Below are 15,899 nucleotides of genomic sequence, written 5' to 3' on the forward strand. Positions count from 1 at the left end.
ATCATTGCTCCGATCGCGCGGATGCGCGCCCCGTGGTCGCGTTGGTGAGCAGCGATTGTCTGTCGCAAGTGCTGTTTGCGGAGCTGCAGACGCTCTCCGCCGGGGCGGAGATGTGGATCGTCGCGATCCGTGAGATCGACATCGCGTTGCCGCCTGTTGCGTCTCGTATCGTCACCTGCACGGCCGTCGGCAGCTTCTCGGCATTTCGCCACGACGGCTGCCAGATCCGGTCGGCACCTGCATAGGAAAACACGACGCGGTATGGCGCCTGCAGCAACACGACCGGATCGGCAAAATTCCGGGCCGATCCGTCGCCGGGCGCGAATGCCGCGCGGGTTCGGGCCAACGCCACGCCATCGCGGTCGGGGGCTTCGGCGATGTGCACCAGGTCGAGGCCGCGGTTCCGGTTCGGTCCCAGCGAGCTCCGCACAAGTGTGATCGATGTGTCCGATCCGTCGAACAGCACGGACTTGGACTGGCCATCCGGCCGGATGAATTCGGCTGCGGCAATGTCGGCGCTGATGCGATCGAGCGCGACGCTCAAGGACTCGCTGCGCTGGATACGACGGAGGCCGCGATCCCAGTTCGGTAGCCATTGCGACGTGATTGCCAGCAGCGCCGACACGAGCAGCCCCATCAGGACCATCGCCACGAGCGATTCGATCAGGGTGAAGCCCGATTGAGGATCGTTGGGGCGCGTCGACATCACTCGGTCCGCCTTCGAAACAGCCGGATCGTTTCCAGTTCCATGGTCGCGCCGGATGGCGAGCGAACCTGAAGCTTGATCGTCTGCGGCGCCCAGGGGGATGCACCGGCAGGCCCGCCGGCGTCGATTGCGAATGGCTGCGCCTGCGCGCGCCAGGAATGCGCCATCGACTCTCCGGACTGCGTCGGAGATGACGGCGACAAGCGCGCGGGAAAGGCCAGCCACATGGCGTTGTAGGCCGCCTGCACCAGCGCGACGTGCTGCTCCAGTTTCCTGCTGCCGCGCGCTGATGAGCCCATGAGCGCCCCTATGGCAACGAGCGACATCGCCACGATCGCAAGCGCCACCAGCGTCTCGATCAAGGTAAATCCGGCGCTCGCTCTATCGTCCGGAGCGATCCGCGTTCGAGACAATTTCGATCCTCCCTGTCAGCCAGTTGACGCGGATTTCAAAGCCTGCATCGAGATGGGTGAGCGTGATGACACCGCCACATGACATTCCCGACGCGAAGAAGCTGATGGCTTGAACAGCCGGCCGATCGTCGCAACTCCGCGGCAGCAGCGTCTCGAACCGCACGTCATTGGGGAATTGCACGGCCTCCCCATTCGTGCCGGACCGGATTGCGCGTGCCTGCGTATCAATGCGCGTCGTGACTTCACGGCCTCGCCTGATCGCGGCATTTCGATCGGCCTTCAACAGGGCGGCGGCCTCGACCGCATAGGCTTCAAGACGTGGCCGCGTGGTCTGCCTCGGGATGGCCGGCAGCAACACGGCCGTCAGCAGCGCGACGATTGCGAGCACGCAGACCACCTCGATCAGGGTGAAGCCGGCCTCGCAGCCGCTGCGGCGGCAGGTCGTCATTTGGCGCCCACCGTGGTGGTGGACGAGGAGATATCGGCGGCGAGATCTGCGCCGCCTTCCTGCCCGTCCGATCCATACGACACGATCTCATACGGCACGCGCTGTCCCGGCGAGCGGTAGGCGTATGCGTGGCTCCAGGGATCGTTGGGGACGTTGCCTCCCTTGAGATAAGGTCCGGCCCAACCCGGGATGGTCGAGGCCGGCTGGACCAGCGCGGTCAAGCCTTCCGACGTCGTCGGATAGCGCCCGGTATCGAGATAGAACAGGTCGAGCGCGCTCGAAAAGCTCTGGATCTGGATGCGAGCAGTCTTGACCCGTGACTCGTTCAAGGAAGAAAGCACGCGCGGGCCGATCAGCCCCATGATCATTCCGATGATGGTGATGACCACCAGCATCTCGACCAGCGTGAAGCCGCTCTGAGGGTCGTCGTTTGAGATATGCGCCCGCCGCGCCGTGCTGCTCCCTGCCTGTTTCATATGATGATCCATCTGCTGCTAACCGACGAGTTGCGTCACCGACAGGAGCGCGGTCATCACCGATACGATGAGGCCTCCCACGACGGTGCTGATGAGAATGATCGCGGCGGGGCCGACGATGCCGACGATGCGATCGAGGCTGCGCTGCAGCTTCGCCTCGTAGAATTCGGCGATGCGGCCAGCAAGGACCGGCAACTGCCCGGTCTCCTCGCCAATCCGGATCATCCGCGTCGCCATGGCCGGCAGGGTGTTCGTTGCCGCCAGCGCCTCCGACAGCTTGCCGCCGTGACGAACGCGATCGGCCGCCGCGCTCCACCCGGCGCCGCCGCCGGTGACCGACATGATGTCGATCAGGATTCGCAGCGTCGCCGTCAGCGTCAGCCCGCTGCCGAGCAGGATCGCCAGATTGCGGCAGAACACGCTCGTGCGGTACGATCTGAACACGGCCGCGATGCCCGGCAGACGGGAGACCTGCGAAATCACCGCAGCACGGACGCTCGCCCGGCCGAGAAGCAGAAGAACTGCAGCGATGATCGCGCTCGCCGACAGGGCGAGCGCCGGACCGTTGCCGCGCACGAAATCGGAGATATTGAGAAACGTGTTGATGGCGGCGTCGCTCTTGACGCCGAAATCGCGCAGCACGGCCGAGAACTGCGGTAGCACGTAGATGAAGAAGAACAGCATCACCAGGCAGGCGGCGACCAGGACGAACACCGGATATTGGATCGCGTCGGTGAGCTTGCGACGCATGGCTTCCGCACGCATCCGCTCGGCGCCCAGCATGTCGAGCACATGATCGAGGGTGCCTGAGGCCTCGCCGACCCGCGCCAGCGCGATGTACATGGCAGGAAATTGCGCAGGATGGTGAGCCAGCGCGTCGGCAAAGCTCTCGCCAGCGAGAACGCTGGACCGCAACCGGCTGACGATCGGCCGCAGTCGTCCGATGTCGGCATCGCCCGCCAGCAGTTCGAGCGAGTCCTCGAGCCTCGCGCCGGCCTTCAAGAGCAGCGCCAGATCGCGCGTGAACGTCGTGACATCGGCGTGGCTCGGACCGCCGAACAAAGCGAGAGCCTCGCGCGAGGCCGAACGTGCAGCTTTCTCCTCGACGGTCTCGATCGGCAGCAGTTGCAGATACTCGATCCGGTCCATTACCTCCTTGGCCGTCGCGGCCGAGATCGTCCCGTGCACGACGTCGCCATTCTGGGTCAGCGCGCGGTAGCGAAACTTGCTCACCGGATCACCGTAACGTCGTGACGCGCAGGATTTCGGCGACCGACGTCGCGCCGGCGCGGCATTTCGCGACGCCGTCATCGAGCATCGTGGTCATCCCGTTCCGAACGGCGCTGCGATCGATGACGGCTGCATCGGTCGTGCCTTGGATCTGCGATCTGATTTCCTGATTCAGCTCCAGAACCTCGAAGATGCCGAGCCGGCCGCGATAGCCGCTGCCGCCACAGCTCTCGCACCCCCCAGGTTCGTAGACCGTCTCACCGGCCTCGAAGCCCACGGCGGCGTAGCGTGGGTCGGCGGAGAGATCGTCGACGCGAAGCATCTTTTCGGACCTGCAGCGCTCGCACAGCCTGCGGACCAGCCGCTGCGCGATCACCGCGCGGAGCGTCGATCGCAACAGATAGTCCTCGACACCGAGATCGAGCAGGCGGGGGACGGCCGCTGCAGCATTTTCCGTATGCAACGTCGTCAGCACGAGATGGCCGGTCAGGGCGGCATGGACCGCGACATGCGCGGTCTCGCCGTCGCGGACCTCGCCGACCATGATGACATCGGGATCCTGCCGAACGAAGGATCGCAAGGCGGAGGCGAATGTCAGCCCAATGGCCGGTTTGACCTGCGACTGGTTGATGCCGGGAATTTCATACTCGACCGGATCCTCGATGGTGAGGATCTTGCGCGTCGGCTCGTTGAGGATCGATAGCGCTGTCGCCAGGGTCGTGGTCTTGCCGCTGCCGGTCGGCCCGCAGATCACGATCATGCCATGCGGCAAGGCCAGCAGGCGGCGAAGCGATCGATCGTCGTGAGCGGCGAAGCCGAGCTTCTCGATCGCGAGCAGCCCGCGGTCCTTGGGAAGCAGACGGATCACCGCCGACTCGCCATGCTGCGTCGGCATCACGGCGACGCGGACGTCGAGCTGAAACCGGCCGGCGCGGAGCCGCGCGGCGCCGTCCTGCGGCAGGCGCCGCTCCGCGATGTTCAGGCCGGCGACGATCTTGATCCGCGAGATGACGGCTTGTGGCAGCACGCCGGACGGGCCGGGGACCAGCTTCAGCAGGCCGTCCACGCGCATCCGGATCGACAGCCCGTTCTGCATCGCTTCGACGTGGATGTCGCTCGCGCGCAATTCGACAGCCAGCTCGAACAGATCGTTGACGGCGCGCACGACCGGCGCTCCGGTGGCAAGATCGCGCAGGCTCTCGATGTCGTCCTGGCGCAACTGCGGCTGCGCAGCGCTCTCCTGTGCCGCGATTTCGTCATCACCCGAAAGCCGGTTCAAGGCGGTTGCAATGTCCTCGGAGGAGGCAACCACGAGCGCGATCGTGCGCCCGAACACCAGCTCGGCAGCTCGCGCCGCTGCGGTGTCGCGGGGATCAGCAACCGCAAGGCATGGCGCTTGCTGTGCCGACTCGAATGGAAAGACCACCGTCTCGCGGAGGAAGCGACGGGAAAAATGCTCCGCCAGCGGCTTGAACGACAGCAGATCCGAGAGGGAAATTCGCGGCAATCCGAGTTGATTGGCGATTGCGTCCGCGAATTCGCCGGCCGAAAGAGCCGTCGCCTCCGCTGATCTGGCCTCGACGCCTTCGCGCTCGACAACGCCGGCCACGCCGCCGCCGGACCGCAGCCGGTCGCCGCCCTGCGGATGATCGGCAAACCGAAGAGGAGAAGTCGAGCTCATGGCGCGTCCTGTCACGGATCGTTATCGATCACCTCATTGCCGAGGGCGGCGGGCGAAGCAGTTATTTGTCGATGTCAAAAATGACACTTGTGAGATAGGCAAACTAGAACAACTACAAACCCGAGGCGCGCGCGACCGCTCCGCCGCCGGATGACCTTTGCTGCCATTCGATCGCGAGCCGCTGACCGTCGATGATCTGATCGTGCGACATCTTGGACGCGACGGCGTTGCGAATGCGCAAATAGGGCTCGCGTTCGCGGATCGGCGCCATCGCTGCCGCCAGGCTCAGCCATTTGTAGGCAAGCACATCATCCTGGCTCACGCCGCGCCCTTTGTCATATGCCAGGCCGAGCAGGTGCTGTGCCCTCGGCTCACCGCGCTCGGCCGCGTCGCCGTAGAGTTCGGCCGCGATCTCGTAGGATTGCGCAACGCCGAATCCGTTGTCGTACATGTAGCCGAGCAAGGTCATGGCGTGCGGATGTCCGCGCTGAGCCATGGGAGCTAACAGTCTCGCCGCCCGGACATAGTCGCCCCGCGCGAATGCGGCCCATCCTTCTCCGGGCGGCCGGGCGTCCGCGGCAGCGATGCCGACAACCACTGCCAGGACAGCAATCGCCGTTGTCGGGCGCCGCATCATCGGCTGGCCCGCGGTGTCTGGAGCGCGCTCGCCGATACCGGATTGATGGTGCCGCGCAATTTCGACCGCAGCTCCTCGGCGACGTAGTGGGCGTCGGTGCCGTCGCGGATGATCTGCGGACGGATGAAGATGATCAGCTCGGTCCGCCCGCGGCTGCGGTCGTTGTTGCCGAGCAGCTCGCCAAGGCCGGGGATCTGGTCGATGCCCGGAACTCCGCTGCGGGTGCCCTGATGCGTTTCGCTGATGAGACCGGCGAGCAGTACGGTCTGGCCGCTGGCCACGGCCACCGAGCTCTTCACCTTGCGCTGTGCGACCGTCGGCGTCAGGCTGTTGGCGGTCTGCGGCGAGACGTTGCTGATCTCCTGCTCGATCTCCAGCCGCACATTGCCGTTCTCGTTCACACGCGGAGCGACCCGCAGGATGATTCCGGTGTTGCGGTAGTCGATCGTGTTGACGACGGTATTGTTGGTCGTCAGCACCGTGGCGCTGCCGGTCGAGACCGGCACCTGGTCGCCGACCTGCAACGTCGCCGCCTGGTTGTCGATCACCACCAGCGAGGGGTTGGACAGCACCTTGACGTCGGTGACCGTATGCAACGCGCTCAGGATCGCGCTCGGCTGCGATTCCGATCCGATCAGGAAGTTGAACCCGGGGAAGGCGCGGTTCAGAAACGCGTTGGTGACCGTTCCCGCTGCCGAGGCGATGGTGGCGGGGGCCGATGTCGAGGTGGTGTTGAGCAGCGAGCCCTGGTCGGGCCTCAGGCCGAGATTCTTGCTGGTCAGGTAGGACTGCACGCCGTAGGTCAACGAATCGTTGAGCGTGACCTCGGCGATGGTGGCGTCGATCGCGACCTGCAGCTGCGGGCGATCGCATTGCCGCAGGGTGGCTTCGATCAGCCGGTAGTTTTCCTTGTCGGCATAGATCAGGAGCGTGTTGTTGACGACATCGGGCGTGATCCGCACGCCTTCCATCAGCGGCTTGCTGCTCGTGGAGGACGCCCGCGACTCCGATCCCGTATCGAGCCCTGCCTGCGTCGGCGCCGGTGTTCCGCCGAAGCCGCGGTTGGCGACCAGCCCGTTGTTTCCCTGCTGCTGGCTCGAAAAGCCGTTTGATTGCGCCGTCGTGCCGGCGGCGGACAGTCGCTCGGAGCTCGAGCTCGATGACGCTCCCGAGCCGGGGGCGAGGTCATTCGAGGACGCTTCGGCGCTGCCCGAATTTCCAATGAACATGTCGTTCAGCACCCGCGCCATCTGGCGCGCCTCGCCATATTTGACGCGGTAGACGTGGACGCTGTTGCGGAGCGTGTTGCCGGCATCCAGCCGCTTGATCCAGGTCTCGGCTGTCCGCAGCAGCGCCGGCTTGCGGCTGATGACCATGACGGCGTTCATCCGGCTGACAGTCTGGAATTTCACCATGTTCTGTCCGAGCCCGCTGTCGCCGGTGTCCATGATCTTTTCGAGCTCGGCGACGATGGGCTCAGGATTGCCGTTGACGATGGGAAAGATTCCGACCGACTGCCCGCGCATCCAGTCCGCATCGAAGCTCAGCGCGGCATCGATTGCGGTCCGGCGCTCGGCGCCCGTCCCCTGGATCAGCAGCAGGTTGCGGCCGGGGTCGGCGCGCACGGCGCCGGGTTTGAGCGCGAAGCTGTCGAGCAGCTTCAACAATGTCGGCGCAGAGACGTATTGCAGCGGGAGCACGGAGATGCCGTACCCAGGCTCGGCCGAGGCTCCGGCCGCATCGACGTTGCCGGCGCCGGTCGCCTCGCCGAGTGGGATCAGGCGATAGCCCGAATTGTCGCGAACCAGCGCCGTGCCGGTGAGACGAAGCGCGTTCTCGAGCACGTAGGCGACGTCGGCTTTCGGGACCGGCCGCACCGAGGACAGGCTCACCGTGCCCTGGATCCGCGGATCGATAGTGTAGCCGACGCCGAGGACATCGCCGAGCACGACCTTGGCCACGGTTGCGATCGGTGAGTTCTCGAAATTCAGCTCGAAGCCGTTACCGACGGCCTGCGAATGGGCCGCGACCTGCTCCACCGGCAGCGAGGTCGAGGGAGGCGCTTCCGCTCGCGCATCTCTCGGGTTGTCGTTGCCGCCGTAGATTTCGGCACGGGCGCGGCGCGCTGCCGGTGACTGCTCGGGGAGAGCTTGCCTCGGATAACGCGGCGAAAGATCGATGCGGCCGACCTTGTCGAGCACGTCGTCACCGCGGCTATCGCTCCCGAGCGTCGCCGCGTTGCAGCCTGCCAGCGCGATCGATATCAAGGCCAGCGTTGCAAGCGTGCGGCATCGCAGCCAACCAGGGCCCAATTTAGCAATCTCAACCACTCGCCCGCCCACCCGATCTGCCGAGTACGTTTTATATTGAGGCACTCCCGGGCGGAGCGTGGTTGCCGTCCGTCCCGGGTCGTAGCCGCCTGCTGCGAGGAGAGGACGCTGCCTGTCTATGACAGCGGCCTCTTGTCTCGTCGTCCCCGTTACCAGAGCCAGCCGACGCCAGCGACAATGCGGTCGGACATCGCCCCGGCCGCGCTGTGGTCGATGACCTTGGTGTAGTTCAGCTTGTAGACGAGGCTCGGGTTGGGGAACACGGCGAGGCCGACGTCGTGGAACGTCATGTCGCCGCTGCCCGTCATGTTGTTCAAACCATTGGTGATGTCGGAGCCGAGCATGCCCGAGGTCTGGAAGTTCTGGCGGGTATAGCGATAGAACGGCACGATGTCGTAATCGTTGGGCGCCCTGAAGTGATAGGCGATCTCGCCCGAGTAGCCCCACATGCTCTTGCCGACATTGTTGGTGTCGTCGAGGTCGTTGTTGGCGCGCAGATTCTCCGGATTGGAGAAATGCACGTAGGCATATTCGCCTCGCAGCTCGAGTCCGGTGTTCGGAACGCGATACCGGGCTTCGGTATTGAAGATCGTCATCGCGTTCTTGCCGAGCGGAGTCTCGGTGCCGTCGGGATTTGTGGCATAGGCACCACGCGGCGTGACGTCCGGTGAATAGTAGATCGCCGAGCTGCCGGCAAAGCCGGGGAGGAACGACGGGGTGTAGCTTAGCCGCAACGTATAGGCGAGCTGGTTGCTGAGCTGCCGGTAGTCGCCGATCGGCGCTTTCGAGAGGGCGAGTGCCTCGGAGCCGCTGATGCCGCCCGCATAGCCGCCCGGAATGATGTGGCCGTTGTCGCCGCGATGGTCGAAATCGTCGCCGAAATCCTCGACGCTCTGGCTGACCTGGAATTGATAATTCAGGCCGTCGACGATTTTGCCGTGAAATCCGGCCGACGGTGCATACCAGGTCGTCGGGATCAGCCCATTGGCCAGCTCCGGCCGCTGTACGCTGTAGAACAGCGTCGGCTCATGATAGAGATTGGTGAAGGAGATCGGGATCAGATCGACGCCCGGCGAGCGCAAGGTGAAGTAGTCGCTGAACTTGATGTCGAAGAATGCCTGCTCGACCTCGACCGCGCCATGCAGCTTGTCGTCGTTGTCGAATGCGGTGCCGCCGTGCTCCCACTCCAACTCCGCGTTGAAGGTAATGCTGTCGTTGACCTGGTAGGTGGGCAGCAGCACCAGGCGCGCCATGTCGAAGCCGTTCTGCCACTGGCCGTTGGCCGCGGGATTCTGGAACGAGCCGAGCTTGATCTCTCCGTACATGCCGATCTTCATGCCGGGCACCGGTGACGGCGCTACGCCGAAGAGGTCCCCGCCCGGCCGCGCAGGAGGGGCCTTGAGATCGGCCGCCGGCATGAATCTGGGCTTGGGATCCGAATCGGCGAATGCCGCTGCGAGCCGCGAGATCGGCGAGGACTGTTCGGCGCCATCTGACGTTTTCGCTCCGCTCGCCCTGGTGTCCTTCGGATCGGCGGATGCCATGGCGTTGCTGACGGGCCTGGACGCGGACTGCGCATTGTCGGACGCCTTCGCGGGTCCTGTCTGCGTCCCCTTGACGTCGGCCAGCGCCGCTGCGTCGGCCGTACGCCTGGATGCAAGCGATGCGGACTGCCCGACGCTGCCGGTCGTCTTCTTGGCTTTGGCGTCCTTGAGCTCGACCTGAAGAGTATTGATGCGATGCTCCATGGCGTCGAGCTTGGCCATCAGCGCCTGGACCGCTGCACCGTCGCTCGATCGCGATGGCGAAACCTCTGCCGCCTGGGCGGCCGCCGCGCTCAGAGCCAATGTCGAAACAGCGGCCAACAGCGATGACAAGAGCCTACCGCGGCCGCGAACCGAACGAATTCCAAAATCCGGAGCATTTCCGTGTAAGGACACGGTGCAATCAGGGTGTCCCCCCCTGCAGCTAATCAAGACCATCGGTCAAACCTCCCCATGATTGACGCGCGGACAGTGACTCTCCGCCCGCACCGCCGTGAACGCTGACCCGCGCGCAACTGCGATCCATTCGCGCTAGAAGCCGGCAATGTCGATACTTGGGCTCGCGGGCGATGCTCGCGTGTCAGCACTTGGGCGCTGGCCGGCGACTGTCGTCGCGCGGCAATCGGGCCGCCGGTATTGGCGATCGCGCTGGCGGCCGCCGGAGCGGGCGTAAGTGCCGCTACTACTTACTGAATGTCGTTCGTCACAAACATCGCGAGCAGAAAACCGGCTGGTGCAGCGTGGACGTGTATTCGCAGGCGCGCGGCGCGAAGTAACAAGTGACGCCACACTTCGTCAGCGATCGAGGCGATCGGCGGCGAATTACGTTCTAGCGATGGCGCGACGCGGCTGAGGCGCTGGAATTCAAGGACAATGCGGGAAGCGAAGGCTGCTGCGATTGCGGCAAGACTACGTATGATTTGCTGGCCGGAGCGCTGTCCAGACCCATGCGACGACCTGTCGCGAGGGATCAAGGCAGCCGCCCGCAAAGAGAAAAAGCCTCTTTAAACAGATTCTAAACGAGGGGCAGCACGACGGCCGGGCCAGTTCTTGGAATGATAACATATCAGTTGGCGCGATTTTTCATTTCGTCATGCCGTGACGCGCTCTCTCATCATTACGCCGCATTGCGTGATCCTATTATTGATCAATTAGTGTGGTCTGCTTTCATTCAGTTCAGTATTCGCGCGGATATCACGGGCGAACGACACGACGGGCCACATCAGGATCGTGAATGTTCGAGTGTGCCCTTCGGTGGCTTCGGCGCATGACCGAGTCCGCCGCAAACCGAGACCAACGTCAGAACCGGGACCCTGGGATGAACCGATTGCTTCGCTTACTCGCTTCCGACACCGGGGATGCACGATGAACGCTGTCCATCGGTCGGAGCCGGCGATCGGCCTGTTGCAGAACGTTCTTGGCTATCTGGCCCAGGTCGTTCTGCACGACGCTCGCGTGATCGAACGCCTGTCGGATCATCAGCTTGATGGAGGGCACCGCTTCGTCTTTCACCAGCACGAATTGGATGAATTGCCGGGCATCACCCAGAATACCTTCGATGCGGACGGTCCCGTGTGGCTTTCCGTCGAACGGCTCACTGCTACCAACCCGCCGGCCGTCGATTCCGATCTGGCCATGTGGATCGACGTCTCCTCCGATCCCGACCGGCGTCCGCTGGTCCGACAGCGCGTCGCCGTCACGGTAGACGAAGCGGAGAAGGAGCGGCTGATCGAGGCGGGGCACGCACGAGCGGATCATTGCTCGCCCGCGAGCGGGCCCGGCGCGTCCGCCCGGCATTGGATCGTCCGACTACGCTTGGAGCAGCGCCCCGGCATCGTCGAACGCCTCGACCGCTATCTCGCGGACGCCTGGGCCACGTGGGCCGCGTTGGAACGGCCGCGCCGGCAGACGATCGCGGTCTATCAACGGCTGCAGGAGATGGCCCGCGAGGCCGCGGCTGCCGGCAACGATCGAAGTTGCGAGATCGTGTGGGGTATTGGCGTATCACGATGGCGTCGACAAGGGCGCGCGCTGGATCTGCCGCTGCTCGAACGCCTCGTCGAGATCGAGGTGCTGGAAAACTCCGACGCGGAAATTCGGATCCGTCCGCGCATGGTCGACGGAGCCGTCAATCTCAGGGCATTCGAGACCCCGTCATCGGCTGCAAGAGGAACGGGCGAGAATGTCGAGCGGCTGTTGGAGCCGGTCGAGCGCCGCGGTGAGCTCTCGCCATTTCAGCCCGAGAGCTTCAAGCCAATTCTCAGCGCGATCAGTTCGCAGCTCGATCTGCAAGGTGATCACCGACCCACCATGCTTGGATCGGCGATCCCGCTGCAAGAGGCGAGCGATCGACTGACGATCTCCGATCGCTGGGTGATCTTCGCGCGGCCACGCTCGGACGAACTGCTGCTGCGCGATATCACGCGTCTTAAATTCGCGATGGACTACGCGCCGAGGAGCGAGTGTTGCCTGGATGCTCTGGCTCACATGTTGCTCGGAGCTCCGGACCATCTGACGAAGGAACGCCTGCGCCGCCGGCTGTCCGGAGTGATCGGAGACCCGATCGACGTGGTGCCCGCTGCGCAGGCCGCGGCTGACCAGGGCGATCTGTTCTTCCCCCTGCCGACGAACTCCGACCAGATGGAGATCGTTCGTCAGCTCAGGCGCTCGGACGGCGTCGTCGTACAAGGCGCGCGCGGACCCGACCGGACCGCCGCGATCGCCAATGTCGTGTGCCACCATCTCGCCCTGGGCCTGCGCGTCCTCGTGGTGTCACGCAACGAGTCCGCGCTGGCGCTGCTATCGGAGCAACTGCCTCGTGCCATCCGTGAGCTTACGGTCCAACTGACCGGCTCCGACAAGGATGTACTGAAGCACGCCGAGACCGTGGTGGGTCGCCTGCTGTCGATCGTCGAGGCGATGGACCTTGCCGATCAAGCCGAGGCCGTCAGTCGGCTGGAGCGTGACATCATCGCCACCAGTCAGGAGATATCGCGTCTCGACGACGAGGTCGGCGACGTCGCCAGGCGCAGCGTGCTGAATCTGTCCGAAGTCTCGGATCTGCCGCTCGACGCCTTGACGTCGTTGATCGCCGATCGCGGCACCTATGCTTGGTTCATCGATCGTCCCTCGCGGTTTCTTGGCGAGACCGAGTTGCTGGTTTCGGCGATCGATCAGGCACGCGCCGCGCGGTTGCGGCTGGCCGGCGATCTCGCATTCGTCGATGACCATCTTCCCGCGGTCGCTGCGCTGCCCGATGCCGCCGCAATGACGCGTCTGCACGAAGAGCTGCAGTCGACAGGCGAGCGGCTGGACGGCGACCGCGACGTCCGGCTCGCGCGACATCTCATCGCGACGCTGGGTGTCGAGGCGGCCGACAAGTTCGCCGGCGATCTCGACGCGCTGGCGGCCGCTCATCGGATCATCATCGACGAACCCTGGCTCGCAGCGCTGTCGCCCCTCCGGTCCCGGCCTGACGAGACCTCTGACGACGGCGCCATGCTCGTCGATTTCGCCCGGGATGCGTCGGCCCTGCTGCCGCGCCGCGCCGGCTTCCTGGTTCGGCCGGTGGAAATACCCGCGGACGCCTTCGCCAAGCCGGAGTTGCTCGCGGTCGTCGAGCGGCTGTCGGCGGGCGAACGGGCCTCGATATTCTCGCTTTCCGGACGCGCTTTGAAGCAGACCGTGGATGCGATCAAGGTGGCCGGCTTCGCGCCGAAGACCGCGGCCGACTGGAGCCATGTTCGCGATTATCTCAAGTGGCGGCGTCACCTGCATTCTCTCGACGCCCGATGGCGATTGCTGGCGGCGGAAATCGGAGCACCTGGGCCCGAGCCGGAATCGTCCCACTCGTTTCACGGCTACGAGCGGATCATCAAATGCGTCGAGGTTGCGATCGTGACGGCGGCGCTGGCGAGGCGCAGCGTCTCAGCCACCGTGCCAAAGCTGTCGATGGCCGACGGCGAAATCGCAGCGCTGCTGGGTGACGGCCGACGGCTGTCCGCACTGGCGGCTGCTGTAAGGAATGCCGCCAACCAGCTCGCCGCCCAACGCATGGAGCTCACGCGGCTGAACGAGCTGTTTGGCGGGGATGGTGCGCTGGCATCATATGTTCGGGCCGATGTGCTCTCGCAGATCGGCCGCGATGGTGTCGATCCGCGCGAGATCGGACAGCGGTGGACCGCCATTCGCCGTCGGGTGCAGGCGCTGCACGATCGGCGCGCGGATATCGAGTTGCTCGACGAGGTCTGCCGGGAGTTGACCGAGCTCGGGGCGGATGTGTTTGCCCGGCGTATCCGGACTGAGCCGGCAGATCGAGAGAGCGGCGATCCGGTGCTCGCCGCAGACTGGGTGATGGCTTGGAATTGGGCGGTCCTGATGCGGCAGACCGACGATGTCGGTCAGCATCAGCGCCTGCGCGACTTATCCAACGAGCGGAGCACGTTGGAGACGAGGCTGCGCGAGTTGCTGGAGCAGGTCGTGGTCGCACGGATGCATCTCGGCTTCGCGCAGAACACGAGCGGCACCGTGCGGCAGGCGCTGACAGTGTTCATGGTCACGCTGCGAAAGATGGCCGCGAGCTGCTCCGGGCCGACGACGGGCCGGCTGCGGCAGGTCGCGCGCGAGGCGCTGGAAAGTTGTTACGAAGGAATCCCTTGCCAGATCATGCCGGCATGGCGCGTCGCCGAGCAGCTGCCGGCCCGGCTGGGTGCGTTCGACCTCGTCGTCATCGACGATGGCTCGCAGTCCGACCTGCGCGAGCTCACGACGATGTTCAGGGGACGGAAGGTCGTCGTCGTGGAAGACGACCGGCCCACGGGGGACGTCGTCGGGCAGGGTGGTCGTCGCATCGAAGCCGTGGAGCACGCCGTTCTGCGCAGCGTTCCGGCGACCATTCGTCAGTTCCTGCTACCCGGCGCTGCGCTCTGCGATCTCGTCAAGCTGCTGTTTCCCAACCGGGTGATCAGGCTCCGCGAGCATGCCCGCCGCGTTGATCCCGTCGTGCTCTCGAACGCCGCCTCGTTGCCGCAATTTGCGAAGCTGCCGGCGCCGGCAGGCGGCACGCATCAGCCTGCGTCGGCACTCGCACTCGAAGGACGCCCGCTATCGACTTCATCCACGGCGCATGCCGCCTATTCGCTCGAGGACGAGATCGCCACGGTGGCCGAAGGCTTGTCGCTCGCTCGGCATTCGAGCGAGGAGAGCGACGAGCCGACCGTCTCGATGGACAGCCCTCCGCCGGACTGGCTGAGCAAGCGGACGCGTAGCACTCCGCCGAGCGACGAGGCGCGCCGGTCGGCGCGTGATGAGGCGGCGGACCACGAGCATGCTGCCGCATCGCCTGATGTGCCCGCGGCTGCATCGCCAGTCGGGGGACAGTCCGCCGTGTCGGTCAAGGTTGCGGAGAACGGCGCACAGCGCTGGGCCGATCGCTTCGCGGATGCGGCATCGCCGCCGTTGGACGATGCACCGGTTGCGGCCGTCGTGACCGTTCTCGCGCCGCAGCGGGCCGAGACGACGGAGACGCGACCAGCATTCGAGCCGGTGCGCCGCACCGCCGCCATCGATCGTTCGCGGCTCACGGTACATGGGCCACGGCCTGATGATGTGTCGAAGCGGCCGCGCCGCTTGCTTCCTCGACGCATCGCGGCCGCGGCCGCGGTGCTGGCGGTTACGATTGTTGCGACATCGATCTATTGGCAGCCGGCGGCAACGGCTCGAGTCACGACATCCTGGCGTACCGCCTTGAACCAGCTCGCGGCCTCCTGGAATGCAGGCTCGCCGGCTGTCGCGCAGCCGGCCGGTACCGAGCCGCGCAAGGTCATCGCGGACCGGATCATGCCTGACGGCAAGGTTGGGGCGGGCGGCGACGGCGCGACCGAGACGATGGTGTCCCACGCCGTGCTGTATCAAGAGGATCCGCAGGATCCCCATGGCAAACGCTATCTCGGCACGGTGACCTGGCACGTCGTGCCCGCCGCGGGGACGGTGCCCGCATCGATCAAAGGAGACGTCGAGATCGACAAGCGGATGAAGGCGACGTTGTCGCTGCGTCCCAATGTCGAAAGCGAGATGCCGGCAAGCCACATCATGGAAGTCAAGTTCAATTGGCCGGACGATCCGACTCACGTTGGTGTCGACACTTTGAAGGGCTTGAGCATGAAGGCCAGGGAATCGGGACGCGGTGCCCCATTGTCCGCCTTGACCGCAAAGGTGACGCCCGAGTTCTTCATGATCGCGCTGTCGGCCGGCGAGGTCGACACAAAACGAAACGTCCTGCTGCTCAAGGGCAAGGAGTGGATCGATATCCCGATCGTCTATAGCGGGGGCAGCCGGGCGGTCCTGGCGATCGAGAAGGGGGCAGACGGTGAGCGCGCGTTCAAGGACGCGTTTACTGCCTGGGGGCAATGAGACGGTGCGACCGATGCGCGGTG

10 protein-coding genes are annotated in these 15,899 nt (G+C 65.0%); 1 reads left to right on the forward strand and 9 read right to left on the reverse strand.

What is annotated here, in order from left to right:
• Position 1: 1 nt before the first annotated feature.
• The 9 genes from S58_RS07870 to S58_RS07910 all read right to left on the reverse strand — a co-directional run bounded on the left by S58_RS07870 (position 2) and on the right by S58_RS07910 (position 9,687).
• Positions 2–706 carry a PulJ/GspJ family protein gene (locus tag S58_RS07870; RefSeq protein WP_015664737.1) on the reverse strand — a complete coding sequence of 235 codons (705 nt, stop codon included), beginning with the start codon at positions 704–706 and terminating at the stop codon, positions 2–4.
• Entirely contained in the window at positions 706–1,119 is a 414-nt protein-coding gene (locus S58_RS07875; protein ID WP_083938529.1) for a PulJ/GspJ family protein, read from the reverse strand. The genes S58_RS07870 and S58_RS07875 overlap by 1 nt, the downstream gene beginning before the upstream one ends.
• Positions 1,088–1,567, reverse strand: coding sequence for a prepilin-type N-terminal cleavage/methylation domain-containing protein (locus S58_RS07880; protein ID WP_015664739.1), 480 nt, complete (start codon positions 1,565–1,567; stop codon positions 1,088–1,090). The genes S58_RS07875 and S58_RS07880 overlap by 32 nt, the downstream gene beginning before the upstream one ends.
• Entirely contained in the window at positions 1,564–2,043 is a 480-nt protein-coding gene (gene gspG / locus S58_RS07885) for a type II secretion system major pseudopilin GspG (RefSeq protein WP_015664740.1), read from the reverse strand. Before gspG ends, S58_RS07880 begins: the two co-directional genes overlap by 4 nt.
• A gap of 18 nt (positions 2,044–2,061) precedes the next feature.
• The gene (locus S58_RS07890) at positions 2,062–3,276 is read right to left on the reverse strand and encodes a type II secretion system F family protein (RefSeq protein WP_015664741.1); all 1,215 of its coding nucleotides are present in this window, start codon (positions 3,274–3,276) and stop codon (positions 2,062–2,064) included.
• A gap of 4 nt (positions 3,277–3,280) precedes the next feature.
• Positions 3,281–4,954, reverse strand: coding sequence for a GspE/PulE family protein (locus S58_RS07895; RefSeq protein ID WP_015664742.1), 1,674 nt, complete (start codon positions 4,952–4,954; stop codon positions 3,281–3,283).
• A gap of 112 nt (positions 4,955–5,066) precedes the next feature.
• On the reverse strand, positions 5,067–5,591 hold the full coding sequence (locus S58_RS07900; RefSeq protein WP_042338957.1) for a tetratricopeptide repeat protein: 525 nt from the start codon (positions 5,589–5,591) through the stop codon (positions 5,067–5,069).
• Entirely contained in the window at positions 5,588–7,933 is a 2,346-nt protein-coding gene (gene gspD / locus S58_RS07905) for a type II secretion system secretin GspD (protein WP_083938530.1), read from the reverse strand. The genes S58_RS07900 and gspD overlap by 4 nt, the downstream gene beginning before the upstream one ends.
• Positions 7,934–8,070: 137 nt before the next feature.
• Entirely contained in the window at positions 8,071–9,687 is a 1,617-nt protein-coding gene (locus tag S58_RS07910) for a porin family protein (protein WP_015664745.1), read from the reverse strand.
• A 1,143-nt stretch (positions 9,688–10,830) separates the two neighbouring features.
• Between S58_RS07910 and S58_RS07915 the strand changes: the two genes are divergently transcribed.
• A complete protein-coding gene (locus S58_RS07915; RefSeq protein WP_042338959.1) occupies positions 10,831–15,876 on the forward strand; it encodes a helicase in 5,046 nt (1,681 codons plus the stop codon).
• The last annotated feature ends 23 nt before the right edge of the window (positions 15,877–15,899 follow it).

Source organism: Bradyrhizobium oligotrophicum S58, from assembly GCF_000344805.1.
Taxonomy (GTDB): domain Bacteria; phylum Pseudomonadota; class Alphaproteobacteria; order Rhizobiales; family Xanthobacteraceae; genus Bradyrhizobium; species Bradyrhizobium oligotrophicum.